17 protein-coding genes are annotated in these 26,265 nt (G+C 67.1%); 9 read left to right on the forward strand and 8 right to left on the reverse strand.

Features of this window, described 5'->3' with window-relative positions:
- Window positions 1-197 precede the first annotated feature (197 nt).
- The gene (locus ACTOWJ_RS16850) at window positions 198-872 is read left to right on the forward strand and encodes a LuxR C-terminal-related transcriptional regulator (protein WP_441335760.1); all 675 of its coding nucleotides are present in this window, start codon (window positions 198-200) and stop codon (window positions 870-872) included.
- A 48-nt stretch (window positions 873-920) separates the two neighbouring features.
- Here the strand turns inward: ACTOWJ_RS16850 and ACTOWJ_RS16855 are convergent, their stop codons facing one another.
- From ACTOWJ_RS16855 to ACTOWJ_RS16875, 5 genes are all read right to left on the reverse strand, one after another.
- Complete coding sequence (locus tag ACTOWJ_RS16855; protein WP_441335761.1) at window positions 921-1,322, reverse strand: hypothetical protein; 402 nt, start codon at window positions 1,320-1,322, stop codon at window positions 921-923.
- A gap of 120 nt (window positions 1,323-1,442) precedes the next feature.
- Window positions 1,443-4,103 carry a hybrid sensor histidine kinase/response regulator gene (locus ACTOWJ_RS16860; protein ID WP_441335762.1) on the reverse strand — a complete coding sequence of 887 codons (2,661 nt, stop codon included), beginning with the start codon at window positions 4,101-4,103 and terminating at the stop codon, window positions 1,443-1,445.
- Window positions 4,104-4,301: 198 nt separating this feature from the next.
- A complete protein-coding gene (locus tag ACTOWJ_RS16865) occupies window positions 4,302-5,489 on the reverse strand; it encodes an OprO/OprP family phosphate-selective porin (protein ID WP_441335763.1) in 1,188 nt (395 codons plus the stop codon).
- A gap of 126 nt (window positions 5,490-5,615) precedes the next feature.
- Window positions 5,616-6,947, reverse strand: coding sequence for a dicarboxylate/amino acid:cation symporter (locus ACTOWJ_RS16870; protein ID WP_441335764.1), 1,332 nt, complete (start codon window positions 6,945-6,947; stop codon window positions 5,616-5,618).
- A gap of 70 nt (window positions 6,948-7,017) precedes the next feature.
- Window positions 7,018-8,346 carry an MFS transporter gene (locus ACTOWJ_RS16875; protein ID WP_441335765.1) on the reverse strand — a complete coding sequence of 443 codons (1,329 nt, stop codon included), beginning with the start codon at window positions 8,344-8,346 and terminating at the stop codon, window positions 7,018-7,020.
- 332 nt (window positions 8,347-8,678) lie between these two features.
- Here ACTOWJ_RS16875 and ACTOWJ_RS16880 point away from each other — a divergent pair, with 332 nt between their 5' ends.
- Window positions 8,679-11,030 carry a TonB-dependent receptor gene (locus ACTOWJ_RS16880; protein ID WP_441335766.1) on the forward strand — a complete coding sequence of 784 codons (2,352 nt, stop codon included), beginning with the start codon at window positions 8,679-8,681 and terminating at the stop codon, window positions 11,028-11,030.
- 548 nt (window positions 11,031-11,578) lie between these two features.
- Here ACTOWJ_RS16880 and ACTOWJ_RS16885 read toward each other — a convergent pair.
- The gene (locus ACTOWJ_RS16885) at window positions 11,579-12,313 is read right to left on the reverse strand and encodes a Crp/Fnr family transcriptional regulator (protein ID WP_441335767.1); all 735 of its coding nucleotides are present in this window, start codon (window positions 12,311-12,313) and stop codon (window positions 11,579-11,581) included.
- 95 nt (window positions 12,314-12,408) lie between these two features.
- On the opposite strand from ACTOWJ_RS16885, the gene ACTOWJ_RS16890 reads away from it, so the two are divergent.
- Together ACTOWJ_RS16890 and ACTOWJ_RS16895 are read left to right on the forward strand one after the other, a co-directional pair.
- Complete coding sequence (locus tag ACTOWJ_RS16890; RefSeq protein WP_441335768.1) at window positions 12,409-13,179, forward strand: class II aldolase/adducin family protein; 771 nt, start codon at window positions 12,409-12,411, stop codon at window positions 13,177-13,179.
- Between the two features lie 161 nt (window positions 13,180-13,340).
- The gene (locus ACTOWJ_RS16895) at window positions 13,341-14,225 is read left to right on the forward strand and encodes a bile acid:sodium symporter family protein (RefSeq protein ID WP_441335769.1); all 885 of its coding nucleotides are present in this window, start codon (window positions 13,341-13,343) and stop codon (window positions 14,223-14,225) included.
- A 191-nt stretch (window positions 14,226-14,416) separates the two neighbouring features.
- On the opposite strand, the gene ACTOWJ_RS16900 is transcribed toward ACTOWJ_RS16895, so the two are convergent.
- Window positions 14,417-15,298, reverse strand: a complete 882-nt coding sequence (locus ACTOWJ_RS16900; protein ID WP_441335770.1) for a PhzF family phenazine biosynthesis protein — start codon at window positions 15,296-15,298, stop codon at window positions 14,417-14,419.
- Window positions 15,299-15,672: 374 nt separating this feature from the next.
- Between ACTOWJ_RS16900 and ACTOWJ_RS16905 the strand changes: the two genes are divergently transcribed.
- The 4 genes from ACTOWJ_RS16905 (at window position 15,673) to ACTOWJ_RS16920 (ending at window position 22,383) form a co-directional block, all read left to right on the forward strand.
- The gene (locus ACTOWJ_RS16905) at window positions 15,673-18,273 is read left to right on the forward strand and encodes a bifunctional aspartate kinase/diaminopimelate decarboxylase (RefSeq protein WP_441335771.1); all 2,601 of its coding nucleotides are present in this window, start codon (window positions 15,673-15,675) and stop codon (window positions 18,271-18,273) included.
- Window positions 18,274-18,328: 55 nt separating this feature from the next.
- On the forward strand, window positions 18,329-19,786 hold the full coding sequence (gene murL / locus ACTOWJ_RS16910) for a UDP-N-acetyl-alpha-D-muramoyl-L-alanyl-L-glutamate epimerase (protein WP_441335772.1): 1,458 nt from the start codon (window positions 18,329-18,331) through the stop codon (window positions 19,784-19,786).
- A complete protein-coding gene (gene murD, locus ACTOWJ_RS16915) occupies window positions 19,767-21,158 on the forward strand; it encodes a UDP-N-acetylmuramoyl-L-alanine--D-glutamate ligase (protein ID WP_441335773.1) in 1,392 nt (463 codons plus the stop codon). Before murL ends, murD begins: the two co-directional genes overlap by 20 nt.
- A gap of 427 nt (window positions 21,159-21,585) precedes the next feature.
- Window positions 21,586-22,383 carry a dienelactone hydrolase family protein gene (locus tag ACTOWJ_RS16920; protein ID WP_441335774.1) on the forward strand — a complete coding sequence of 266 codons (798 nt, stop codon included), beginning with the start codon at window positions 21,586-21,588 and terminating at the stop codon, window positions 22,381-22,383.
- A 240-nt stretch (window positions 22,384-22,623) separates the two neighbouring features.
- Here ACTOWJ_RS16920 and ACTOWJ_RS16925 read toward each other — a convergent pair whose 3' ends face one another.
- Window positions 22,624-23,622: a polyprenyl synthetase family protein gene (locus tag ACTOWJ_RS16925; RefSeq protein WP_441335775.1), complete on the reverse strand. Its 999-nt coding sequence runs from the start codon at window positions 23,620-23,622 to the stop codon at window positions 22,624-22,626.
- Window positions 23,623-24,710: 1,088 nt separating this feature from the next.
- On the opposite strand from ACTOWJ_RS16925, the gene ACTOWJ_RS16930 reads away from it, so the two are divergent.
- On the forward strand, window positions 24,711-26,265 hold a 1,555-nt coding region (locus ACTOWJ_RS16930), incomplete at its 3' end, for a beta strand repeat-containing protein (protein WP_441335776.1).

Consider the following 26,265-nt stretch of genomic DNA (forward strand, 5'->3'; position numbering starts at 1 on the left):
CATTGGCACCGTCGCTCCAGATTCGCGGTCCGGCCTGAAGGCCCTCCCACAATAAACCTCGTTGCGGCGCGAACGGGCGGACCCTCGTCCCGGCTCTCTGCCGCACAACGGGGAAGGCGCTTGGGTGGTCGCAGTTCCTTGCGAGCCCCGACCGTGTAGGATCGAGCCCGCTTCGAAGTCCGAGGGGATTCCGCCCGATGAGCGACACCCTGCGCCTGTTGATCGCCGACGACCACCCGATGTTCCGGGCGGCGCTGCGCTATGCCCTGGGCGAGATCGCGCCCGGCGCGCGCATCGTCGAGGTCGCCAGCCAGAGCGCGCTGGAAGCGGCCATCGCCAGCGGCGACGAATTCGATCTGGCCATGCTCGATCTGATGATGCCCGGGGCGATGGGATTTTCCTCGCTGGTGTACGTGCGCGGCGAACGCCCCGAGCTGCCGGTGGTGGTGATCTCCTCCAACGAACACCCGCGCACGATCCGCCGCGCGCAACAGTTCGGTGCTTCGGGTTTCGTGCCCAAGTCCGCGCCGTCCTCGAAGCTGGGCGAAGCGGTCAACGCGGTGCTCGCCGGCGAAGTCTGGTTTCCGGCGCAAAAGGCCGAGCGCGACGAAGGCGACGCGCAACTGGCCGATCGCCTGGCCCAGCTGACCCCGCAACAGATGCGCGTGCTGCTGCGCCTGGCCGACGGCCTGCTCAACAAGCAGATCGCCTACGAGCTTTCGCTGGCCGAGAACACGGTGAAGATCCACGTCACCGCGATCCTGCGCAAGCTGGGTTGCCACTCGCGCACCCAGGCGGCGGTGCTGGTCAAGGGCCTGGCGCTGGAAGAAGACGGCAGCGGTCTGCACGGCGACAACCAGGACTATTCCTGATCGGCGATCGCCGCGTCGCGCCGCCTCGCGGGCGCGGATCGAATGCGCTCAGCCCGGTGCGCTCAACTCGACGATCAACGCCGGATCGAGCAGGCGGATGCGTCGATCGACGAAGTAACCGCCGCCTTCGGTGTAATGCAGGAAACAGCGGCCGCAGCCGCGGCAACGCCAGACATCGCAGTGATTGCAGGGATAGCGGTCGATCGCGATCGGCGCATCGGCCGACCAGTAATGAGTGTCGTGCGGGTGGTATTCCTCGACGCTGAGTTCGTAGTCCGCGGCCGCGACCAAGGTGGCGATCCGATCCAGCCGCGACTGCGGCAATTCCATCGACATGCTGGTCCAGGCGAGCGGCGCGGGCCGAACGCAGGCGCAATCTTGGACGATCGCGATCGATTCGTACGCCAATGCGCGCAAGGCGGGCAGATCGAGCAGGGGCAGGTCGGGCATGCGGCGATCACTCCGAGGCGATGGCGGCAGTCTGCTACCGCTTGCCAGCGCCGCGCGCCCGATGCGCCCGCCGCCGCCGCATACCGGCCGTCTCGGCAAAGCCGGCGCGCGCGGTGGGGTTCAGGCCACCGTGCCGAGCAGACGGGTGACCAGCGCGCGCAGCGCCGCCGGCTTGAGCGGCTTGGGCAGGAAGCTCCAATCGCGTTCGGCCGCGCGCGGACGCAGCGAGAGATCGACGTCGGCCGACATCAGCACCACCGGCGGCATGCGATGCCATTTGGCTTCCAACTGCGTGCCCAGTTCGAAGCCGGTGCTTTCGCCCAGGCGGTAGTCGAGCAGCAACAGTTCCGGCATCGGCGCGGACGAGGCCTTGGTGAGGGTCTCCGCCGCGGTGCCGGCGCCGTCCACGGTGCAGCCCCAGTCGGCGAGCAGGCGTTGCGCGGCTTGGCGCGAATGCGGATCGTCGTCGACCACCCAGACCCGGCGTCCGTGCAGCGGCGAATCCTGATCCTGCGCCACCGGTCCGCCGATCGCGGCCGGCGCGGGCGCCGCGCTGTCGGTCTGGGCGGCGGACGCATACGGCACCTGCACCGAGAACACGCTGCCGCGTCCCGGCCAGGAGCGCACTTCGACCCGATGACCGAGCAAATGCGCGACCCGCCGCACGATCGCCAGGCCGAGCCCGGCGCCGCGTTGCGGCGCTTCCACGCCGACGTCCAGGCGCTGGAATTCTTCGAAGATCAGTTCGCGTTTGTTGGCCGCGATGCCCGGACCGGTGTCCCAGACCTCGATCCGCACGCCGTCTTGCAGGCGCCGCGCGCCGAGCACGATGCGGCCCTCGCGCGGGGTGAACTGCATCGCGTTGGAGACGAAGTTCTGCAGGATGCGGCGCAGCAGGATTTCGTCGCTGTCGACCACCGCGCTCGACGGCAGGCAGTGCAGGCGCAGGCCGCGCGATTCGGCCAGGATGCGGAACTGGCTGTCGATGCCGGCCAGCACCCGCGACAACGGCAGCGCGGCGCGCCGCACTTCCAGCGCGCCCGACTCCAGGCGCGAGATGTCCAGCAGGCTCGACAGGATGTCGTCCTGCGCGGCGAGCGCGGCCTCGATGTGGTCGCTGAGTTCGCGCCCTTCCGGGTCGTCGACGCGCCGGCGCAGCGAGGACAGGTACATGCGCGCCGCGTTGAGCGGCTGCAGCAGGTCGTGCACGGCGGCGGCGACGAAACGGGTCTTGGAGCGGTTGGCGCGCTCGGCCTCGCCCTTGGCGGCCTGCAGGTCGCTGGTGCGTTGCTCGATACCGCGTTCCAGGCTGTCGGCCAGGGTGCGCAGATCGCGCGCGGCCTGTTTGTAGGCGGTGATGTCGGCGTAGCTGGTGACGAAGCCGCCGTCGGGCATGGGGTTGCCGCGGATCTCGATCACGGTGCCGTCGGGGCGCTCGCGTTCGTGCAAATAAGGTTGCGCGCGTTGCAGATGCTCGAGCCGGCGCCGGATCGCGTCCTCGGGATCGCTGCCGAGCAGCCCGCGGCGGGCGTTGTAGCGGATCAGGTCCTCGATCGGCCGGCCCACTTGCAGCAGTTCGGGCGGATAACGGAACAGTTCGGCATAGCGCTGGTTCCAGGCCACCAATCGCATTTGCGCATCGACCACGCTGACGCCCTGCGGCAGATGCTCCAGGCTTTTGCCTTCGCCCAGGCTCGCCTGGCTGGCTGCGTGGACCAATCCGTCTTGGGCGTTGCGCAGCGCCTCGGCGTGGTGCTCGACCATTTTCTCCAGTTCCTGCCGACTGCGCAGACGCAACGCAGCGATGCGGTTGCGCTGCATCAGCAGCAGCGCGACGGAGATCACCAGCAGCCACGCGCCGGCGGCGACCGCGCGGGCGATCCAGGCGGTGCGGATGCTCGGGGTGGTGTCGCGCAGCAGGTGCAAGGTCCAGTCTTCGCGTTGCAAGTGCAGCGACTGCCACAGCATCGGTTCGCGCAGATAAGGTTCGCGCAGCCGCGCCACGCGCGCGCCGTCGCCGATCACGCGCTCGATGCGGAACGAGGCGAGCTGCAGTTTCTGCCCTTGGTATTGCCGGGTGCGCTGCAGCTCGTGGCTCTGCGCCGGCGTCGGCGCTTGCAGCATGCGATAGCGCCATTGCGGCTGCGCGCCGAGGAACACCACGCCGTTGGCGTCGCTGAGCAGGACCAGATCGCCGCGCTCGCTCCAGTCCGAGCGGATGTCCTCCAGTTCGACCTTGACCGCGACCGCGCCGACCGCGCCGCCGCGTTCGTCGTGGATGGCGCGGGCGATGAAGTGGCCGGGCACGTGGGTGGTCACGCCGATGGCGTAGAACTCGCCGGCGCCGTCGGACATGGCCTTCTGGAAGTACGGGCGGAACGCGTAGGAATGGCCGACGTTGCTGTTGGTCTGATTCCAGTTGCTCGCGGCCAGGCCGATGCCGTTGCGGTCGATCAGGGTCAGGGTGCTGGTGCGGTTGGCGAAATTGAGCTGCACCAGCCGTTCGTTGGCGCGCTGTTGCTGGGTGCGGTCGGCGGGATTGGCCAGGGTCGCGCGCAGTTGCGGGTCCAGCGACAGCACCGCCGGCATGATCCGGTAACGGTCGATGTGCTGTTCGATCACCTGAGCGCGCTGGGCGAGCAGGGCGCTGGCTTCGCCGGCCTGGCGTTGCAGCGCCTGCGAGTAGGCGACGCGGCCGGCGATCAGCATCGACAGCAGCGCGCCGATCGCGGTCAGCGCGATCCACAGGGCGGTCTGGAGCTGGCGGCGGCGGGGGATCACGGCGGGCGGCCTCGATAGCGCGTATCCGAAGATTAGCGGTTTGTATGCGAGCCGATGTTATTGGCGAGGCCGCTTGAAGATGGCGGTCGCGGCTCGCGCGGTTCCTGCAGTCGCTTCGTTGGACCAACGCCGCCCAGGTAGGAGCGGCGCGAGCCGCGACCGCGCAGCACGGACGCCGTCGCGGCCGTGATACGCCGCTTAGAACTGCACCTGAGCGCGAACCTCGACCAGATCCGGATCGGCCGACAGCAGCCCCTTATCCGCGTCGACGCGCACGTAGTTGGCCTGCAGCTTGAAGTGCGTGGTCAGATACCAGTTCACGCCCAAGGTCCAATCGGTTTGCTTGCCGCCGGCGATGCCGCCGTCGTCCAGGTCCAGTTCGCCGTAACGCGCCAACAGCTCGACCGCGCCGTAGCCGTGCGCGGGCTTGATGTTGCCGACGTTGTTGCCGCTGTAGGGGCGGGTTTCGCCGGTGAGCACCCAGCTGCCGGTGACGTAATAGCCGTTGGCGGTGAAGTCGCGCGAACCGTTGTCGCGCTCGGCGGTGGCACGCAGGTACTCGGCCTGCACCGACCACGGGCCGTCGATCCACAGCGCTTCCAGGCCGTTGCGCACGATCTTGTCGGTATTGCGCAGGCTGCCCGAATCGACCAGGCGCACCGGCGTCAGGCCGTTCATCGGGCGCGCGCGGAAGCGCGCGGCGGGGCCGGAATAAGCGCCGCGCCCGTCGGTGAAACCGTGCGGATTCTCGACCGAACCGGTCAGGCCCAGATGCACGACCCGGTCCTTGTCCTTGACCGGCGTCCACACCGCGCGGCCGGCGGCGGTGGTGCCGGGGTTGTCGCCCTGCAGGTCGTGGCCGAAGAAGTACGCCGCGCTGACCGCGAAGCGCGGCCGCTCCAGCGCCCATTCCACGCCGGTGCGGCGGCCTTGATAGATCGCCTGCGACGCGGCCGATTGTTCGAGCATGCTGGTGGTGCGCGAGGCGGCGACGCTTTCCATGCTGACCGGGGTCTTGAAATAGCCCACGCGCACCTTGCCGTAGTCGGCGTCGAACCAGGCCTTGGTGTCCAGGCGCAAGGCCACGTCGAGCCACAGCTTGGATTCGAAATCGAACACGGCGGTGAAGTCGTAGACGTCTTTCTTTTTCAGGTTCATGCCGAACTCGCGGCGACGGAAGTGGCCGTCGTCGGACAGGTCGGTCGCGGCGGTGCCGTAGCCGTCGCCGGAAAAATCGACTACGTCGTAGGCGATGTTGCCGGTCGCGGAAATTTCGGTGCCGTCGCTGAAGGTGTATTTAGTCGGCCAGTCCTCGAGGCTGGCGGCCTGCGCGGCGCAAGGCAGCGAGGCCAGAAACAAAGCGAAGGCGAGGCGATTGGTACGCATGGTCGGTCGTGCTCCAAGTCGTTACTGCCGTCCTGGCAGCAGAAAACCGTGCCGGATGCGTTGTGCGTCCGGCCGAAGGGAGGGTGGGAGACCGGCGCGCGGACGCGCCGGTCGATGCAACCGGACTCAGACGGTTTTGTCGGCCAGCGGACCGTGGTGGTCCGACGGCAGATCGGCGTCGAGGTCGAGCGCGCTCGGCGGATTGAGCAGCTCATGATTGAGCTTATCGCGGTCGAGTTCGTTCTCCCAACGCGCTACCACCACAGTTGCGACGCCGTTACCAATCAGATTGGTCAGCGCGCGCGCTTCGCTCATGAAACGGTCGATGCCGAGAATCAGCGCCAGGCCCGCGACCGGCACCGCCGGCACCACGGTCAGGGTCGCGGCCAGGGTGATGAAGCCCGCGCCGGTCACGCCCGAAGCGCCCTTGGAGGTCAGCATCGCCACCGCGAGCAGGGTGATTTCCTGGGTCAGGGTCAGTTCGACGTTGAGCGCCTGCGCGACGAAGATCGCCGCCATCGTCAGGTAGATGTTGGTGCCGTCGAGGTTGAACGAATAACCGCTGGGCACCACCAGGCCGACCACCGGTTTGGAGCAGCCCAGGCGCTCGAGCTTGCGCATCAGCGGCACCAGCGCCGACTCCGACGAGGAGGTGCCCAGCACCAGCAGCAGCTCGTCGCGGATGTAGCGGATGAAACGCAGGATGCTGAAGCCGGTGAAGCGCGCGATGGCGCCGAGCACGATCAGGATGAACAACAGGCAGGTGAGGTAGAAGCTGCCCATCAGCTTGAGCAGCGGGCCGAGCGATTCGATGCCGAACTTGCCGATGGTGAAGGCCATCGCCGCGCCGGCGCCGATCGGGGCCAGCTTCATGATCATGCTCATGATGCCGAAGAAGGCCTTCGACAGCGTTTCGAACAGGTCCATGACCTTCTCGCCGCTCTTGCCCATGTGCAGCAGGGCGAAGCCGAACAGCACCGCCAGCAGCAGCACCTGCAGCAGGCTGCCTTCGCCGGTGAAGGCATCGGTGAAGGTCTTCGGGATGATGTGCAGGAGGAAGTCGACCGTGCTCTGCTCTTCGGCCTTGTGCGCATAGCCGATGGCTTCGGCGACCTTCTTGGGATCGAGATCGGCCACGTTGGCGTCGAACCCCGCGCCGGGCTTGAGCGTGTTGACCACCACCAGGCCGATCACCAAGGCGAAGGTAGAAACCACCTCGAAATAAAGAATGGCTTTGGCACCGACGCGACCGACCTTCTTGACGTCGGCCACGCCGGCGATGCCGAGCACGACTGTCAGGAAGATGATCGGGCCGATCAGCATCTTGATCAGCGAGATGAAACCATCGCCGAGTGGCTTGAGCTTGACGCCGAAATCGGGGAAGAAATGCCCGATCGCGCCGCCGACGATGATGGCGGCCACCACCCATAGATAGAAACGCGAGCCTGGCGATTTCATGGTGTCGGTCCTGTAGCGAACGTAGGGAGTAGGGCGAACCGATCAGTCGAGACCGATCGCTTGCGATCGGTCAGTCGCGATCGATATGCGAATGCTTGCGGGTGTCGGGCATCAAGGTGTAGACCAGCAGCGAACAGGCGATGCAGGCGCTGACGTACCAGAAGAAGCCGGTTTCCATGCCGATCTTCTTGAACCACAGCGCGATCGGTTCGGCGGTGCCGCCGAACAGGGCGACGGTCAGCGCATAGGGCAGGCCGACGCCGAGCGCGCGGACTTCCACCGGGAACAGCTCGGCCTTCACCACCGCGTTGATCGCGGTGTAGCCGCTGACCGCGCTGAGCAGGATCATGATCAGCCAGAACGCTTCCATCGGCGTTTGCGCGCCGCGGATCCAATGCATCACCGGCACCGTCAACACCGTGCCCAGCACGCCGAAGGCGATCAGCAGCGGGCGCCGGCCGATGCGGTCGGACAGCGCGCCGATCAGCGGCTGCATCAGCATGTAGACGAACAAGGTGCCGGCGTTGATGAGCGAGGCGGTTTCCTTGTCGAAGCCGGTGCTGATGGTGAGGAACTTCAGCATGTAGTTGGTGTAGGTGTAGAACGCCAGCGTGCCGCCCATGGTCAGGCCGACCACGGTCAGCACCGCGCGCGGATGCTGGGCCAGGGTGCGCAGCGAGCCTTCCTTGCGCACCGGCGTGTCGCTGGCCTTGAGCTTGGTGAAGGATTCGGTTTCCTGCATGTTGCGGCGCAGGTACAGGGCGATGATCGCGGCCATCGCGCCGATCGCGAACGGGATGCGCCAGCCCCAGGACTTGAGCTGTTCTTCGTTGAGCACGAACTGCTGCAGCACGATCAGCACCATCAGCGCGAGCAGCTGGCCCATGATCAAGGTGACGTAAAGGAAGCTGGACCAGAAGCCGCGGTTTTCGCGCGAGGACATTTCGCTCAGGTACGTGGCCGAACTGCCGTACTCGCCGCCGACGCTCAGGCCCTGCATCAACCGCGCGCCGACCAAAAGAATCGGTGCGAACACGCCGATGGTCTCGTACCCCGGAGTGAAGGTAATGATCAGCGAGCCCGCGCACATCATCAGCACCGACAACATCAATGCAGCCTTGCGCCCATGCCGGTCGGCATAACGGCCGAACACCCAGCCGCCGAGCGGGCGCATCAGAAAGCCCACGGCGAAGATCGCCGCGGCGTTGAGCGTCTGCGAGACCGTGTCGCCCTTGGGGAAGAACACGTGGGCGAAGTACAGCGAGAACGCGCTGTAGACGTACCAGTCGTAGTACTCCACCAGATTGCCGATCGAGCCGGAGAAGATCGACTTGAGCCGTTGCGCCGGGCTCATGGCCGGGGCGGTGACGGGGATTTCAGTGGTGCTGATCGCGCTCACGGCGGCTCCTGTTGCGAAAATCATCGGGTGATCCGGTCGCATGCGCCCGCAAGCGGCGCGCAAGGGCGTCCCCAGCACCCGGCGCCGATGGTGGGCGGCACCGCCAGGGGGGCCAATAGCACCTTAGGGTTAGGCGTCGGCGGCTGACTGCCGAAGCGCCGCCCGAACCGCCGTTCAGGCGGGAAAATCAGCGATTTTCGCCGTGGCGCGCCGACTAACCCATTGGTCGTAGTCGGGGGCGGCGCGCGCAGGAACGGGCCGTGGCCGCCATCAATGCGTCATCTGCACTGCGCATGCTTGCACGGATTTTTTGCCTTCCCCCGGAGAACCCCATGAAACACGCCCCCGTCACCGCCGCGCTCGCATTGGCGATCTGGACCGCGCTCGCCGCGGCGCCGGCCTTCGCCGCCGATACCGCCGTCGACGCAGCGCCCGCGGATGCCGCCGGCGATTCGGCCCGCGACGCCACCACGCTCGACGCGGTTTCGGTGATCGGCATGGGCGAGACCCGGCAGGTGCAGCGCATCAAGCGGGCCGACATCGAAAAGACCGTGCCGGGCACCAGCGCGCAGAAGATCCTCAACAAGCTGCCCGGCATCTCGGTGCAGTCCAACGACGCCTACGGCGCCAACGAGGAGTCCCAGACCATCAGCCTGCGCGGCTTCAACCAGCGCCTGCTCGGCTACACCCTCGACGGCATCCCGCTTGGCGACAACAGCTACGGCAACTACAACGGCCTGGGCATCAGCCGCGCGCTGATCGGCGAGAACCTGGCCGGCGCCGAACTGGCCGCCGGCATCGGCTCGCTCGGCACCGCCTCGACCAGCAACCTCGGCGGCACCTTGCAGTACTACTCATCCGATCCGGAAACCGAGTTCGGCCTGCGCGTCGCCCAGACCTTCGGCAGCGACAACACCCGCCGCACCTATGCGCGCCTGGACACCGGCGAGCACGGCGGCTTCTCGATGTACTTGTCCGGCTCGCTGCTCAGCGCCGACATGTGGTCGCGCCCGGGCGACAACCAGGACCAAAACCAGTTCAACCTCAAGGCCGTGTACCAGTTCGGCGACGGCAACCGGATCAGCGCGTTCGCCTCCGGCGCCGAAACCAGCCAAGCCAATTACGCCTATCTGTCCGAGGCGCTGCTCGCGCGCGGCGCGGATTGGGACTGGAATCTGTATAAGCCGGACTGGCAGCGCGCGCTCGCGGCCGCGTACTGCGCGCCCAGGCCGTGGCCGGCCAACCAGCACCGTGCCGGTGATCCGCGCTGCTCGTTCACCAGCCCGGCGGCGACCATCGACGATGCGTACTACGCCAGCCGCGCGCTGCGCACCGACCATCTGGCCGCGCTGGCCGGCGAGTTCAATCTCGGCGAAGGCCTGCAGCTGAAAGCGCAGACCTACTACCACGACGACCGCGGCCAGGGCCATTGGTGGTCGCCGGGCAACTACTCGTATCCCAACACCGCCAAGGCGATTCCGATCTCGATCCGCAGCACCAACTACGGCATCAACCGTTACGGCGCGATGGCCTCGTTGGCCTGGGAGATCGGCAACCACCGCATCGAAGGCGGGTTCTGGTACGAGAGCAATCACCACGACGTGCAGCGCAACTTCTATTTCATCGAGGGCCCGGTCAACGACGACCGCTTCCTCGACGATCCCGATCGCCGGCTGTTCTTCCAGAAGTACCGCATCAACACCCGTCAGGCCTATCTGCAGGACACTATCAGCCTGCTCGACGGCCGCATGACCGTGGACATCGGCGCCAAGAGCACGCAGACCGACATGCGCGCGCGCCAGGTCGATCCGCGCGCGATGGAAGTGCCCAATGCCACCGGCCGCCTGGAGACCAAGGACAGCTTCCTGCCGCAGTTCGGCATCGGCTACAAGCTCAGCGAAGGCCAGGAATTGTTCGCCGCCTACACCGAGAACGTCGCGGCGTTCGTCGGCGGTGGCGCCGGTGGTCCGCTGGCGATCGGCCAGGCCGCGTTCGACGCGCAGAAGGCCGATCTGAAGCCGGAACAATCCAAGACCCTGGAAGCCGGCTACCGCCGGGTCGGCGAGACTTACCAGGCTTCGCTGAGCGTCTACAAGGTCAAGTTCGACAACCGCCTGCTGTCGCTGAACCCGTGCTCGAGCATCGAAGCGGGCACGCGTCCGGAGTGCATCACCAAGTTCTTCAACGTCGGTTCGGTCGACAGCTACGGCAGCGAGCTGGTCTTCATCTGGAAGCCCAGCGAGCAGTTCCAGTGGTACAACGCGTTGTCGTGGAACAAGTCGACCTATCAGGACGATTACATCGACAGCGGCAGGGTGGTGCCCACCCGCGACAAGCGCGTGGTCGACGTGCCCGACAAGATGCTGTCCAGCGAGATCAGCTACCGCAGTGGTCCGTGGCTGGCGAGCCTGAGCGGCAAGTACACCGGCAAGCGCTACTACACCTACACCAACGACAACGGTTTCGGCGACTCGACCACCTTCGATGCGGCCGTGCGCTACACCTTCGACGCGATGGGGCCGTTGCGGCAGTGGTCGATCGCGCTCAACGGCAGCAACCTCACCGACAAGCGTACCGCCAGCAATCTGGCCGCCTTCAGCGCCTCCGATCCGCAGGGCAAGACCTATGCGTTCCATGCCAATGCGCCGCGCCAGGTGTTTTTGACCATCGACGCGAAGTTCTGATCGCAGCGGCGGCGGCCCACCGATTGGGTCGCCGTCGCGTTCGGCGGTGCACGCGCCTGAGCTGCGTCGCGAGCGGGTGGATACGAGTCGGGGCTGAAGCCCCTCCCACAAAAGACCTCACAAGCCGCGGCGTTTGGTAGATGTGTGGGAGGGTTTCTGCACTCTGGCGAGAGCTGGTGCGTGCCGCGAGGTCTTTTGTGGGAGGGCCTTCAGGCCCGACGCTTTTCGATCAGGCCGTTGCGACATTCCGGCCAGGAGGCCCGACGCTTTTCGATCAGGCCGTTGCGACATTCCGGCCAGGACCTAGCTCATCTGAGTGATTGACCGACCAGGCAGCGCGTTGCGTCGCGAGCGGGTGGATACGAGTCGGGGCTGAAGCCCCTCCTACAAAAGACCTCACAAGCCGCGGTGTTTGCTGGATTTGTGGGAGGCCTCTGCGCTCCGGCAACAGCCAGTGCGTGCCGCGAGGTCTTTTGTGGGAGGGCCTTCAGGCCCGACGCTTTCCGATCAGGCCGTTGCGGCATTTCACAAAAGACCTCGCCGAGCGATCAGGTTTCGGGCAACCCCGCCAGCCTGGCCACCATCCGCTCCAGCGCGGCCGCGTCGCGCAGCACCACATGCCGGTAGCGCAGCGCGATCCAGCCCTGCTGCTCCCAGGATTTGAGCTCCTTGCTCACGCTCTGCCGGGTCGCGCCCAGCATGCTGGCCAGATCGTCCTGCGGCAGCGGCAGATCGATCAGCCGTCCTTCGGCCTCATCCACGCCGTAGACGCGCGCCAGTTCCAATACCCGCTTGCCCAGGCGCGCGGCCAGCGGCAGGGTCAATGCGTCCTCGACGAACTCCAGCACCATGCGCAGCTTGCGGCACAGCAGCCGGGTGAAGCCGCGATAGAGCTCGGGATGCTCGTCGAGCAGGGTCAAAAAGCGCGCGCGCGGCAGCAACAGGATCTCGCTGTCGCCGACCGCGCGAGCGTCCTGCGGGCGCGGCTCGCCGTCGAACATCGACACCTCGCCGAACCAACTGCCCGGTTCGAACAGCACGAATAACACCTCGCGCCCGTTCGGGGTCGGCACGCTCATGCGGATGCGGCCGCGCACCACGCCGTACAGGCCGTCGGCCGCATCGCCGCGCGCGTACAGCAGTTCGCCGTCGCGCAATCGGCGGCGCACCGACATCGCCGCCAGTTGCGCGACCACCTCGGGCGAGAGGTCGCGCAGCCAGGGATCGGCGGCCAACGCGTCGCTGTCCAGAACGTCGCGGTTCGGTGGGCTGCGTTCGGGCATGAGAGGCCTGTGTGATCGTGCGACTGTCGGGAAGCCGACGGTCGGCGCCGGGGCGCGGGGGTATTGTGCCCTTTGCACCGAAGCGGGGAAGGGCGATGCTCACGGCGATTGATGAACGCGATTTGCGCGCGGCCACCGACGAGGCCGAGTGGGCCCTGCGGGTGGATCTGGCGGCGGCCTACCGGCTGGTCGCGCTGTTCGGTTGGGACGATCTGATCTTCACCCACCTGACCGCGCGGGTGCCCGGCCCCGAGCACCATTTCCTCATCAACCCTTACGGCATGGGCTTCGACGAGATCACCGCCTCGTCCCTGGTCAAGATCGGGCTCGACGGCCAGCCCGTCGGCGAGTCGCCGTATCCGGTGAACCCGGCCGGTTTCGTGATCCACAGCGCCGTGCACGCCGCGCGCGAGGACGCGCAGTGCGTGATGCACACCCATTCGCTCAACGGCATCGCGGTGTCGGCGCAGCGCGAGGGCCTGCTGCCGATTTCGCAGCAGTCGTTGTTCGTGCTGGCGGCGTTGGGCTATCACGACTACGAAGGCGTCGCCCTCAACGACGCGGAAAAGCCGCGCCTGGTGGAGGATCTGGGACGCAATACTTTTCTGATGCTGCGCAACCACGGTTTGTTGACGGCCGCCGGCAGCATCGCCGATGCGTTCCTGGCGATGTACATCTTCGAGGCGGCCTGCGCGATCCAGGTGCGCGCCCTGGCCGGTTCGCGCGAGCTGTTGCGGATTCCCGAGCCGATCCTCGCCGGCATCCAGGCGCAGGCCGCGCAGGTCACGCGCGGGCTCGGCGGCGCGTTGGCCTGGCCGGCGCTGCTGCGGCGGTTGCAGCGGCGCAATCCGGGCTACGATCGCTGAGTCCGATCGGTCCGGCCGCGGCGGAGGCCCAGTCCGCGCCGCGCGTTCTATCCTGAGCCGTTTCGTGCGTGCGCGTTCGACGCGGACGCCGACGTCCGCGGTGCCGGCGCACCGAGCGGAGCGGACCGGTCGTCATCCGAATTCAGCCTGGGAGGTGTTGCGTGCAGGACAGCCTGTTGCTCAAGATCGGACTGCCGATCGCCATCGCGATCATCATGTGCGGTATCGGCCTGACCTTGAGCGGCGAGGATTTCCGCCGCATCGGCCGGCATCCCAAACCGGTCGCGGTGGGGCTGCTCGGCCACTATCTGCTGCTGCCGGCGCTGGGTTTCGCGGTGGCCTGGCTGTTTCCCGATTCATTGGAGTTCGCGGTCGGCTTCGTGCTGGTCGCGGCCTGTCCCAGCGGCAGCAGCTCCAATGCGCTGACCTATCTGGCGCGCGGCAACGTCGCCCTGGCGGTGACCTTGACGGTGATCAGCGCGCTGGTGACCTTCATCAGCGTGCCCTTGCTGGTCAATCTGGCCTTGCAGTGGTTCGGCGGCCAAGCCAGGCAGATCAGTTTGCCGGTGGGGCAGACGGTGATGCATCTGGCCGCGCTGGTGTTGGTGCCGGTGTTGCTGGGCATGGGCGTGCGGCGGATCGCGCCGCGCTTCGCCGTGCGCGTGGAACCGTGGGTCAGCCGGTTCTCGCTGCTGTTGCTGTTGCTGTTGATCGTGGCGATCGCGGTGACCCAGTTCGATGTTCTGAAAAGTAGCTTCGCCGAACTGGGGCCGGCCGCGCTGGCGATGTGCGCGGCGGCGATCGGCGGCGGTTTCATCTTGGCGCGGATCAGCGGGTTGGCGCTGCGCGATGCGATCACCGTGGGCATGGAGGTGGGGGTGCAGAACAGCACCCTGGCGATCGTGATCGCGCTGACCTTGCTCAACTCGCCGCAGATCGCGGTACCGGCGGCGATGTACGGCCTGCTGATGTATCTGCCGGCGTTCGCGGTGGTGCTGCTGGGGCGGCGCGCGGTGGCGCGGGAAGAGGCGCGGACTGCCGCATAAGCCCCTCTCGCGTTTGCGCGAGAGGGGGAGTGAGGGCGCGCGGGGTTGCGCTTCTTCCTGTAGGAGCGGCGCGAGCCGCGACCGCGACATCACAGTGACGTCGTAGGCGAGATGTCGCGGTCGCGGCTTGCGCCGCTCCTACAAGGGCCGCTCCTACAAAGGCTGCTCCTACAAAGGATGTCCGGGACGCATCAGCGCCAATCGATATGGCCGCGCACCACGTTGCTGACCCGTCCGCCCGACCAGACCTCGCCGTCGGCATCCACGCGCAGCTCCAGCCGCGCGTCGAATCCGACCTCTCGGCCCTGGCTGACCGTGTAGCGGCTGTCGCGTCCGGGCAGCGCGCCGTTGTGGTTGAGCCAGGCCGCCAGGGTGGCGTTGGCCGCGCCCGAGGCGGCGTCCTCGAATTGCGCCGGCGCGCCGACGAAGGCGCGCACCACCAGGTCGTAGTCGCGGCCGGCATCGGCGCGGGCGAACGCGCACAGGCCCATGCTCTCGGTGCTTTCGGCCAGGCGGCCGATCGCGGCCCAGTCCGGCGTCGCGCCGCGCAGCGCGGCTTCGTCGCGCAGTTCGGCCAGCCACCAGCGGCGGCCGCCGTCCATCAATGCCGGCGGCAGCGCGCCAAGCGACAGATCGCGCAAAGTGTCGGCCAGGCGAGGATCGCCCGCGGCGGCGGTTTCGACCACCCGCGCGCGCGGGGTCCGCACCGCGATCGTGCGGGTCTCGCCCACGCCGTCGACCGCCAGCGGTAGCAGGCCGGCCACGCCCTCCTGCACCAGCACGCCGTCGACCGGCGCGGCCAGGCCGGCTTCCAGCACCACGCAGGCGGTACCGACGCTGGGATGACCGGCGAACGGCACCTCGCGGCGCGGGCTGAACATGCGGATGCGGTAGCTGGCGCCGGGTTGGGTCGGCGCGAACACGAACGTGGTTTCCGGCAGGCGGGTCCAGCGGGCGATGGCCTGCATGGCGTCGTCGTCCAGGCCCTGCGCGTCGAGAACCACGGCCAGGGGATTGCCGGCGCCGGGGCGGTCGGCGAACACGTCCAATTGCAGATAGCGGCGTTGCGTCATTGCGGGAAAAGTTCCGATGGGCCCATGCAGTGGCGGCACAAGGGCGGGGCCAGGGAAGATCGACAGGGAAGCGACAGGAAACGGTGGAGCGCAAGCTGGATCACGACAGGTTCGGGAACCGGCCAGTTCGACTAGAATCGCCGTTTCGTGCCCCGCTCCCGGATGAGCGCGCGGCTGTCGAAGTTGCGGCTCCCGAGGGCGAGATTCCACGGGCGCCGCGGCCGAGGCCGCGATGTCGAAGGTCGAGATTCTAGGCGCGCACGACCCGCAAGTGTGGAATCCCGCGACGGTCGCATCGACGCCGTTGCGGGCGGATCGACCTGTCCCGGCGCGTGCCGGACCCTAATCGAAGTGAAACGACAACCGAGGAAGACGTGGAGACGCAACACACAGGCTGGGTGGTGCTCAAGTTCGGCGGTACTTCCGTATCGCGCCGCAACCGTTGGGACACGATCGGACGCCTGGCGGGAAAACGCCTGAAAGAAGACGGCCGGCGCGTGCTGGTCGTGGTCTCGGCGTTGTCGGGCGTCACCAACGAACTGCAGGCGATCGCTTATGCGCCGCCGGGCCAGGACGAGGGCATCGCCGCGCGCTTCGCCGGGCTGGTCGATCGTCACCGCTCTTTCTGCGCCGAACTGGGTCTGGATCCGGATACGGTGCTCGACGACCGCCTGGCGAAACTGGTTGCGCTGGAAACCGATCCGCGCGCGGCGGGCCGTGCGCTGGACTGGCAGGCCGAGGTGCTGGGTCAAGGAGAATTGTTGTCGTCCACCTTGGGCGCGGCCTACCTGCGCTCGCAGGGGCACGACTTCGGTTGGTGCGATGCGCGCGACTGGCTCGACGCGGTCTCGCTGCCCAACGCCAGCGACTGGGCCCAGCGCCTGTCGGTGAACTGCCGTCATCAGGCCGCGCCGGATTTCCGCGAACGCTTCGACGCTCAGCCGACCGCGATGCTGATCACCCAGGGCTTCATCGCCCGCCACGGCGACGGCGGCACCGCGATTCTGGGCCGTGGCGGCTCGGACACCTCGGCCGCGTATTTCGGCGCCTTGCTCAAGGCGCATCGGGTGGAAATCTGGACCGACGTGCCGGGCATGTTCAGCGCCAATCCGCGCGAAGTGCCCGACGCGCGCCTGCTGGCCCGGCTGGATTACGCCGAAGCGCAGGAAATCGCCACCACCGGCGCCAAAGTGCTGCATCCGCGTTCGATCGCGCCGTGCCGCGACGCCGGCGTGCCGATGGCGATTCTCGATACCGAGCGCTTCGATCTGCCCGGCACCCGCATCGACGCGAGCGCGGCCACCGTGCCCGGGGTCAAGGCGATCAGCCGCCGCAACGGCATCGTGCTGGTGTCGATGGAAAGCATCGGCATGTGGCAGCAGGTCGGCTTCCTGGCCGACGTGTTCGAACGTTTCAAGCGGCATGGACTGTCGATCGACTTGATCGGTTCGTCGGAGACCAATGTCACCGTGTCGCTGGACCCGAGCGAGAATCTGGTCAACAGCAACGTGTTGGAAGCCTTGTCGGCGGACTTGGCCGAAGTGTGCCGGGTCAAGGTCATCGCGCCGTGCGCTGCGATCACTCTGGTCGGCCGCGGCATGCGTTCGCTGCTGCACCGCCTGTCCGACATCTGGGCCGCGTTCGGCCGCGAGCGCGTGCATCTGATCTCGCAGTCGTCCAACGATCTCAACCTGACCTTCGTCATCGACGAGGCCGACGCCGACGGCCTGCTGCCGCATTTGCATCACGAACTGATCCGCGGCGGCGCGATGCCGGTGCGCGACGAGAGCGTGTTCGGTCCGAGTTGGCGAGAGATCGCCCACGGCAAGCCGCAGCGCGCCGCGCCGTGGTGGCGCGGCAAGCGCGCTCGCCTGCTGCAGATGGCGCAAGCCGGCACGCCGCGCTACGTCTACGATCTGGTGACCGTGCGCGAACGCGCGCGCTCGCTGATCGGCACCCAGGCGATCGATCGCTGTTTCTACGCGATGAAGGCCAATTCGCATCCGGCCGTGCTCAAGACCATCGTCGGCGAAGGCTTCGGCCTGGAATGCGTGTCGCTGGCCGAAATCGAGCGCGTATTCGCCGCGATCCCGCATATGGCGCCCGAGCGCGTGCTGTTCACGCCCAGCTTCGCGCCGCGGCACGAATACGAAGCCGCGCTCAAGCGCGGCGTGATCGTCACCATCGACAGCGTCGAAGCGCTCAAGCGCTGGCCCGAGGTGTTCCGCGGCCGCACGCTATGGCTGCGCCTGGATCTGGGCCACGGCGAAGGCCATCACGAGAAAGTCCGCACCGGCGGCGTGGCGGCCAAGTTCGGCCTGCCGCTGGCGCGGTTCGACGCCTTCATCGAAGAGGCTCGCAAGCTCAACATCCGCATCAGCGGCCTGCATGCGCATCTGGGCAGCGGCATCGACGATCCGCAGCATTGGCGCGGCGTCTACGCCAGCCTGGCCGGGCTGGCCGACAGCGTCGGCACCATCGAGACCATCGATATCGGCGGCGGTCTGCCGGTGGCGTATACGCCGGAAGCGCCGAGCTTCGATCTGGTGTCGTGGCGCGCGGGGCTGGAGGAAATCAAGTCCGCGTATCCGCGCTATGGCTTGGTGATCGAGCCCGGGCGTTACCTGGTCGCCGAAAGCGGCGTGCTGCTGCTCGGCGTGACCCAGGTGGTGGAGAAGGACGGCGTGCTTCGGATCGGCTGCGATGCGGGCATGAACGCGCTGATGCGTCCGGCCATGTACGAGGCCTATCACGGCATCCACAACCTCAGCCGGCTCGACGATGCGCAAGTCGCCGCGTTCGACGTGGTCGGTCCGGTGTGCGAGAGCAGCGACGTGCTCGGCCGCGCGCGTCCGATGCCGGTCGCCACCGAGGAAGGCGACGTGATCGTGGTGTCCGATACCGGCGCCTACGGCATGGCCATGGCCAATACCTACAACCTGCGCGCGCTGCCGGTGGAGGAGGTGATCGAATGAAGACGATCCTGTCCGCCGCCTTCGCGCGCATCGCTTCGATTTCGGGAAAACGCTCGTGAGTGCTCAATTCCAACGCGACTCGGTGCGCGCCTTCCGTTTCGTCCGCTGCGGCCTGGACGCGGCCACCGGCGTGGCCGAGCTGGTCTACGCTTTCGACGACGGTCCGGAGCTGGTCGAGACCATCACCATTCCCGGCGCGCCGTTCGCGCTGGACGGCGCGCGCGCGCGCGCGGTGGAGCAGGCGCTGCGTTTGCTGCATCTGATCGCCGGCGTGAGCTATTACAAGGCGGCGGTGCCGCCGCAGATCCGCATCGATTCGTATGCGATCGACGCCGATGCCGCGGCGCTGCTGGAGCTGATCTACGTCAACGGTCTGGGCGAGTTCGCATATCGCAACGGGCTGGACTTGCACGAGAAGATCAAGTTTCCGGTGGGCGATGGCGGCGCGCCCTCAACCCAGCCCTCTCCCGCAAGCGGGAGAGGGAGCAGTGACGATGCTCTCGCCGAAGCGCTCCCTCTCCCGCTTGCGGGAGAGGGCCGGGGTGAGGGCCAAGCCCCCGCGCTCGGCCTGCGCGAACACGCCCTGGTCGCGATCGGCGGCGGCAAGGATTCGCTGGTCAGCATCGAGGCCTTGCGCGCGCAGGGCGTCGAGCAGACCGTGACCTGGATCGGCGGCTCGCAGCTGATCGCCGCCTGCGCGCAGCGCACCGAACTGCCCACGCTCAACCTGGGCCGCGCGCTGGCTCCGCAATTGTTCGAGCTCAACCGCCAGGGCGCCTACAACGGCCACATCCCGGTCACCGTGGTGAACTCGGCGATCATGGTGTTGGCCGCGCTGCTGCACGGCGTGGACCAGGTGGTGTTCTCCAACGAGCGTTCGGCCAGCTACGGCAGCCTGATCGAGGGCACCGGCGAGGTGAACCACCAGTGGTCGAAGGGCTGGGCGTGCGAGCAAGCCTTCGGCGACTACGTGCAGCGCCATGTCGCGGCCGACCTGCATTACTACTCGCTGCTGCGCCCGCTCAGCGAGTTGGCGGTGGCGCGGCAGTTCGCCCGCACCGATCGCTACGACGCGCACTTCAGCAGCTGCAATCGCAATTTCCATATCCTGGGCGAGCGGCCGGCGAGCCGTTGGTGCGGCGTATGTCCGAAATGCCACTTCGTGTTTCTGGCGTTGGCGCCGTTCATGACCAAGCCTCGCTTGGTCGGCATCTTCGGACGCAACCTGCTCGACGATCCGGCCCAGACCGACGGTTTCGACGCGTTGCTGGAGTATCGCAATCACAAACCGTTCGAATGCGTCGGCGAAGGCCGCGAATCGCGCGCGGCGATGGCGGCGCTGACCGAACGGCCGGAGTGGCGCGAGGATGCCTTGGTCGAGCGTTTCGCGCGCGAGATCCGGCCGCAGTTGGCTGGCGACGATCTGCGCATCGAACCGCTGCTGACGCTGGACGAAGAACAGCGTCTGCCGCCGCGGTTGTGGGAGCGGTTGCGTGCGTATTTCGCAGCTTGACGGCAGCCGCGTCGCGCTGTGGGGCTGGGGCCGCGAAGGCCGCGCGGCTTACCACGCGATCCGCTCGCGCCTGCCCGAGCTGGAGCTGACCCTGTTTTGTTCGCAAGAAGAAGCCGCCGACGCGCGCGGCTTGAATGATCCGCGCCTGAGCATCGAACATGCGGCCAGCGCCGAGCGCCTGAGCGCGTTCGAATGGGTCGTCAAATCGCCCGGCATAAGCCCGTACCGCGCCGAAGCGCTGACCGCCGCGGCGCAAGGCACGCGTTTCATCGGCGGCACCGCGCTGTGGTTCGGCGAACACGCCGGCGACCGTACGGTCTGCGTCACCGGAACCAAGGGCAAAAGCACCACGACCTCGCTGCTGGCGCACCTGCTGCGCGCCGGCGGCCATCGCACCGCCCTGGTCGGCAACATCGGCGTGCCGTTGCTGGAGGTGCTCGACCCGGAGCAGCCGCCGGAGTTGTGGGCGATCGAGCTGTCGAGCTACCAGACCGGCGATGTCGCCGCCGGCGGCGCGCGGCCCGAAGTGGCGGTCGCGCTGAACATCTATCCCGAGCATCTGGATTGGCACGGTTCGCAAGCGCGTTACGTCGAAGACAAACTGCGTTTGCTGACCCAGGCCAAGCCGCGTATCGCAGTGTTGAACGCCGACGATCCGGTGCTGTCGGCGCTGCAGCTGCCCGACAGCCAGATCCATTGGTTCGGCCACGATGCCGGCTGGCATCTGCGCGGCGATGTGCTGTGGCGCGGCGATCGTCGGATCATGGACACCGCCGCGTTGCCGCTGCCGGGCCGGCACAATCGCGGCAATCTGTGCGCGGTGCTGACCGTGATCGAGGCGCTCGGCATCGACGCCGCGCCGCTGGCGCCGCACGCGGCCAGTTTCCGCCCGCTGCCCAACCGATTGCAGCCGATCGGTGCGCGCGACGGCATCGCTTACGTCAACGATTCGATCAGCACCACGCCGCACGCGACATTGGCCGCGCTGGAGTGCTATGCGGGCCAGCGCATCGCGCTGTTGGTCGGCGGTCACGACCGCGGCGTGGAATGGCAGGGTTTCGCCGAGGCGATGCGGCAGCGTGCGCCGCTGGCGATCGTGACCATGGGCGAGAACGGGCCGCGCATCCACGCGTTGCTGGCGCCGGTGGCGGCGCAGGCGGGATTCGCCTTGAGCGCCGCGGCGGATCTGGCGCAGGCCATGGATCAGGCGCGCGCGGCCTTGGGCGAGCAGGGCGGGGTGGTACTGCTGTCGCCGGGCGCGCCGAGTTTCGGCGCGTACCGCGATTACGTCGCGCGCGGCCGCCATTTCGCCGAGCTGGCCGGATTCGATCCCGACTCGATCAGCGCGATCGCAGGCTTGGGCATCGCCTGAGGCGATACCGATGCGGCAGGGACGTCCGATTGCTGTCTGCCGGATCGTCGTGTCGGAGCGAAGAGCGTATTGAATGCAGGCGAAGCCGATCGGCCCGGCCGCTCTCCGAACGCGCGCTGTGTTGCGCCGTGCAAGGCGCCGCTCTCGCGGGCTAATAGGGCCTCCTACAAAAGCTTCCGTGTCTTGCGGGTCCTCCGAGGTCTTTTGTGGGAGGGCCTTCAGGCCCGACGCTCTTCGATCAGAACAGCGTATTGAATGCAGGCGAAGCCGATCGGCCCGGCCGCTCTCCGAACGCGCGCTGTGTTGCGCCGCGCAGGGCATCGCTCTGGTGGGCTGAAGGTCCTGCCGCGAAAACGCTCGTTCCAGGTCATGCAATCGGCCAGCGGAACGCGCTAGTCTGCGGCCACAGCCCAACCGGAGCCCCGCCATGCGTCGTCCCGTCGCCGTTCTGCTGCTCGCCCTGTGCGCTTCGCCCGCTTTCGCCGCGATCAAGACCCGAGCATTGGAATGGAAGGTCGGCGACGACAGCTTCAGCGGCGTGCTGGTCTACGACGACGTCAACACGATCCAGCGTCCGGGGCTGGTGATGGTACCCAACTGGCTGGGCGTGACCGATAACGCCATCCGCACGGCCAAGGAGATCGCCGGCGACGATTACGTGGTGCTGATCGCCGATGTCTACGGCAAGGACGTGCGGCCCAAGGACAAGACCGAGGCCAAGGCGCAGGTGGGCAAGGCCTATGCCGACGGCGGCGCCACCTTGCGCAAGCGCGTCGACGCGGCGGTCGCCGCGTTGAAGGCGGACAAGACCGTGCCGGTGGCGACGGCGAAGATCGGTGCGCTGGGTTTTTGCTTCGGCGGATCGGCGGTACTGGAGTTGGCGCGCACCGGCGCCAATCTCGCCGGCGTGGTGAGTTTCCACGGCGGCTTGAAGTCCCGTTTGCCCAGCAACGGGGTCAAGGTCAACACGCCGGTGCTGGTGCTCAACGGCGCCGCCGACAAGTCGGTGCCGACCGAAGACATCGTCGCGTTCGAAAAGGAAATGAACGAGGCCGGCGCCGACTGGCAGTTCGTGAACTACAGCGGGGCGGTGCATTGTTTCTCGCAGGTCGAGGATGCGAACGCGCCGGCCGGCGACAATTGCCGTTACGACGAGCGCGCGGCCAAGCGTTCGTTCGCGGCGATGCGGGCGTTCTTCGACGAGCGCTTCGGCAAGCGCGACTGAAGCGGCGAGGCGAGGGCGGTTGTGCCTCGCGGCGGGCGATAAAGCGTCGGGGCTGAAGCCCCTCCCACAAAATGCCTCGCGGTTGCGAACTGGCTCGAAGAAGAACCTGATTCGATCGCTTGCCGAAACGTCCGGGCTGAAGCCCTTCTCACAATAGGCTTCGTAGCCGCGAGGTATTTTGTGGGAGGGGCTTCAGCCCCGACGCTTTAGCGACAGACCGACCGAAGCGATTCGGGCGGGTCAGTGATCGCGGCTCACCGCATACCGCGCCAGTCCGCGCAACGCGGCCGTGTAGTCGTTGTCGTCCAGTCCCTCCAACGCCGCCTCGGCCGCGTCGGCGTAGTGCTGCGCGCGCTGGCGGCTGTAGTCGAGCCCGCCGCTGGCATGGATCGCCGCGAGGACGTCGGGCATGGCGTCGGTATCGCCGTGTTCCACCGCCGCGCGCAGGCGCGCGCGCACCGCTTCGTCGCTGTGGGCGATGGCGTGGATCAGCGGCAGGGTGGCCTTGCCTTCGGCCAGATCGTCGCCGAGGTTCTTGCCCAGGGTCTGCGCGTCGGAAGCGTAGTCGAGCACGTCGTCGGCGATCTGGAAGGCATAGCCCAGCGCCAGGCCGTAGTCGTGCAGGCGTTGCTGGGTCGCCGCGTCGGCGCCGGCCAGGACCGCGCCCAGGCGGGTCGCGGCGGCGAACAGGACCGCGGTCTTGCGTTCGATCACGCGCAGATACGCCGGCTCGTCGGTGTCGGGGTTGCGCACGTGCAGCAACTGCAGCACCTCGCCCTCGGCGATCTGGTTGGTGGTGTCGGCCAGGATCTTCATGACCTCCAGCCGGTCCAGTTCGACCATCAACTGGAAGCTGCGCGAGTACAGGAAGTCGCCGACCAGCACGCTGGCGGCGTTGCCCCAGACTGCGTTGGCGGTGCGGCGGCCGCGGCGCAGGTCGGATTCGTCGACCACGTCGTCGTGCAGCAGGGTGGCGGTGTGGATGAACTCGACGACCGCGGCCAGCTGGTGGGCGTCGGGGCCGCGATGGTTCAGGGCCCCGGCCGCCAACAGCAGCAGCATCGGCCGCAGACGCTTGCCGCCGGCACCGACGATGTACTCAGCGACCTGATTGATCAGCACCACGTCCGACGCCAGCCGGCGCCGGATCAGGGCGTCCACCGCTCCCATGTCGTCGCGGGCCAGGGACTGGATGCTTGTCAGGTCGAGGACAGACAGGGTCGTAGCGCTGGAAGACATGGGACGGCCGGCTCGTTGGGACGTGAATTATAGGGCCTGCGTCGCCCCCGATCTCAGCCTGCCGCGAGCGGCTGCAAACGTGACTGAATCGGTGCTTCCAGCTGAAAGGGCTGAATTCGCAAGTATCCGATTTAGCGGACAATTTGCGTGATTTTTGAGCCTGTTTGCGATGAGCTTCGCATCGATATTTCACGCGGCTTCTGCATAGATGACGCTAATTTCTAACTGAAAGATCACATTCACCTTGCGGTGTAGGGTGCCGCTTGGAACGCACTTGGCACTTTGGTTCACCCGCCGGGGGCGCTGACCAAAGTTGCCAGGATGGGTCACCTTTCTGACCTGGAAGGGCAGTTTTGTGCAAGCAAGATCTCGTTTTGAGTGTGATGTGTGTTGAAATATAAGTGTGATGGATGGCACACTATTTGCCTTCCTATCCTGTATAGCAGTGCGAAACGCGTATTGGCGTAAGGGGTTCCACGGTACTTCTGGTGCATCTGTCGGTAGGTTCCCTCGTAGGGAACGTGCGGATTGAGTGGAAAAAATAAGGGGGCACGTCATGACGTGTCAGGGGCTGAAGATCGGTATCCAAGGGGATGTCGTTGGTCCGGCCGCCATCAGGCGGTCTCCTGCTGTTGGTCGATCGGCCGCCAAGCGGCCGACGTCGAGCGGCTCCTGTCCAAAGCGAATCGAACAGCCAGGTTTTGCCGACTGGACGCGCGCGGCCACTCAGCCGAGCCGACTCCAAGCGGTAGTCCCAGTGGTAGTTCCACCGCGAACGCGCCTGACGGCAACTGCGCGTTTTGTGGATGTAGAGCCATTCCGGGCTTGAGCGCTCAGCGTTCGCCCACGCTTCAGGCACTCGCCGTACCGCACGACCAGCAACACGAAAACTCATAGCAACACGTCGACCCACCGCTCGGTGGCGTCGCTGCATCGCCTCAGGGCGACGCGCGATGTCGTCCCGGCGATTACCGAACTCCTGTTTGGGCCAACGCATGAAAATCGTCACTACCCGTACTCCGGCCAGTCCGTCGCCTGCTCACCGCGACGCCCCCACTGGATCGCGCATTGCTCGAACCGGAGTGCGTGTGCTGCTCGCTTCCGTGCTGGCCCTCGCCGGCCTGCCGGCGATGGCGCAGTTCGCCAACCCGCTGAACAACACCGCGACGATCACGCCGCCGACGAACGTGACCAATGTCGATACGGCTTGTACAGCCAACGGCGGTACGTTCAATTCGGGGACCGGGGCGTGTTCGGCTACGGATTCGAATACGTTGGCGGCGGTTTCCAACGTCGGCGTCAGCAAGTCCGGCCCGACCTCGATCGGCGCCAACGGCACCGTGGTCTACACCATCGTGGTGACCAACGCCGGCCCCAGCGCCGCCAACGGCACCGTGCTGACCGACCCGGCGGTCGCCAACTTCACCGCGACCACGCTGACTTGCGGTACCCCGACCGGCGGCGCGGTGTGCCCGGCCGGTCCGACCGTCGCCCAGCTGCAAGGCAGCGGCGTGGTCATCCCGACCTTGCCCAACGGCGGCAGCGTTACCTTCACCCTGACCGGCACCGCCGGGACCGGTACGACGATCGCCAATACCGCGACCGTCGCCCCGCCCAGCGGCACCACCGATCCGACCCCGGGCAACAACACCAGCACGGCCAATACCGCCGTGGCCGTGGTCACGATCGCCAAGAGCGCGAACCCCGCCAGCGGCACCACCGTGACCCCGGGCCAGACGATCACCTACACCCTGACCGCGACCGTCAGCGGCGCGACGACCACCGCGCCCACGGTGTTTACCGACACGCTCGGTGGCGGCCTCACCTTCAGCGGTGCGACTCCCGCCGGCTGCGTCGTGGCCGCGCCGAACATCACCTGCACCTTGGCGACCGGTTCGACGGTCGGCACGCACACCTTTGTTTACAGCGCCACGGTCAGCAACACCGCGACCATCGCGGTCACCAACAACGTCAGCGGCGGCAACGGCTGCACCACGCCCGGCGGATGCGGCACCAGTCACAACGTGGCTTCGCTCAACATCGCCAAGACCGCGGTGTCGACCACCGGTCCGAACGCCTCCGGCGTGTACTCGGTGCTCTACACGGTGACGGTTGCCAACACCGGCGACGGCACCGGCACCTACGGTCCGCTGGTCGATACCACCCAGTTCGCCTCCAACCTGCAGGCGCAGGGCGCCACCTGGACCACCTCCGGCGGCGCGCCGGCGGGCGGCACCGCTGTCGGCGCCGGTCCTTACACCTTGGCCGCGGCGGGTACTTCGATCGCTGGGAACGCGACCCACACCTACTCGGTGACGGTCAACTACGTCTACACCAACCAGACCCAGGCCACCGCTTGCGGTAGTGCGGGCACTGGCTTGTTCAACAGCGTGTCGCTGCCGGCAGGGCAGGAAGCGGGCGGGGCGGGTGATAACAGCGCTTGTATTCAGCCGCCTGCGCCGCCGCTCACTGAGTTGACGGTGGCCAAGAGCCACACGCTGACCGAGATCGGCACGCCGAACAACACGGTCGAAGCGGGCGAAACGATCAACTACACGGTGACGGTGACGAATACCGGCAACGTGACGATCACCGGTGTGACCGTGACCGACGTGTTCAACAACGGCAGCGGGTCGACACTGA

Origin of the sequence: Lysobacter sp. CA199, from assembly GCF_052078715.1 — a bacterium.
Lineage (GTDB): Bacteria > Pseudomonadota > Gammaproteobacteria > Xanthomonadales > Xanthomonadaceae > Lysobacter.

Coding starts and splice junctions, on each gene's coding strand:
- ACTOWJ_RS16850 (WP_441335760.1), top strand. CDS start 198: ATGAGCGACACCCTGCGCCTGTTGATCGCCGACGACCACCCGATGTTC.
- ACTOWJ_RS16855 (WP_441335761.1), bottom strand. CDS start 1,322: ATGCCCGACCTGCCCCTGCTCGATCTGCCCGCCTTGCGCGCATTGGCG.
- ACTOWJ_RS16865 (WP_441335763.1), bottom strand. CDS start 5,489: ATGCGTACCAATCGCCTCGCCTTCGCTTTGTTTCTGGCCTCGCTGCCT.
- ACTOWJ_RS16870 (WP_441335764.1), bottom strand. CDS start 6,947: ATGAAATCGCCAGGCTCGCGTTTCTATCTATGGGTGGTGGCCGCCATC.
- ACTOWJ_RS16880 (WP_441335766.1), top strand. CDS start 8,679: ATGAAACACGCCCCCGTCACCGCCGCGCTCGCATTGGCGATCTGGACC.
- ACTOWJ_RS16885 (WP_441335767.1), bottom strand. CDS start 12,313: ATGCCCGAACGCAGCCCACCGAACCGCGACGTTCTGGACAGCGACGCG.
- ACTOWJ_RS16890 (WP_441335768.1), top strand. CDS start 12,409: ATGCTCACGGCGATTGATGAACGCGATTTGCGCGCGGCCACCGACGAG.
- ACTOWJ_RS16900 (WP_441335770.1), bottom strand. CDS start 15,298: ATGACGCAACGCCGCTATCTGCAATTGGACGTGTTCGCCGACCGCCCC.
- ACTOWJ_RS16920 (WP_441335774.1), top strand. CDS start 21,586: ATGCGTCGTCCCGTCGCCGTTCTGCTGCTCGCCCTGTGCGCTTCGCCC.
- ACTOWJ_RS16925 (WP_441335775.1), bottom strand. CDS start 23,622: ATGTCTTCCAGCGCTACGACCCTGTCTGTCCTCGACCTGACAAGCATC.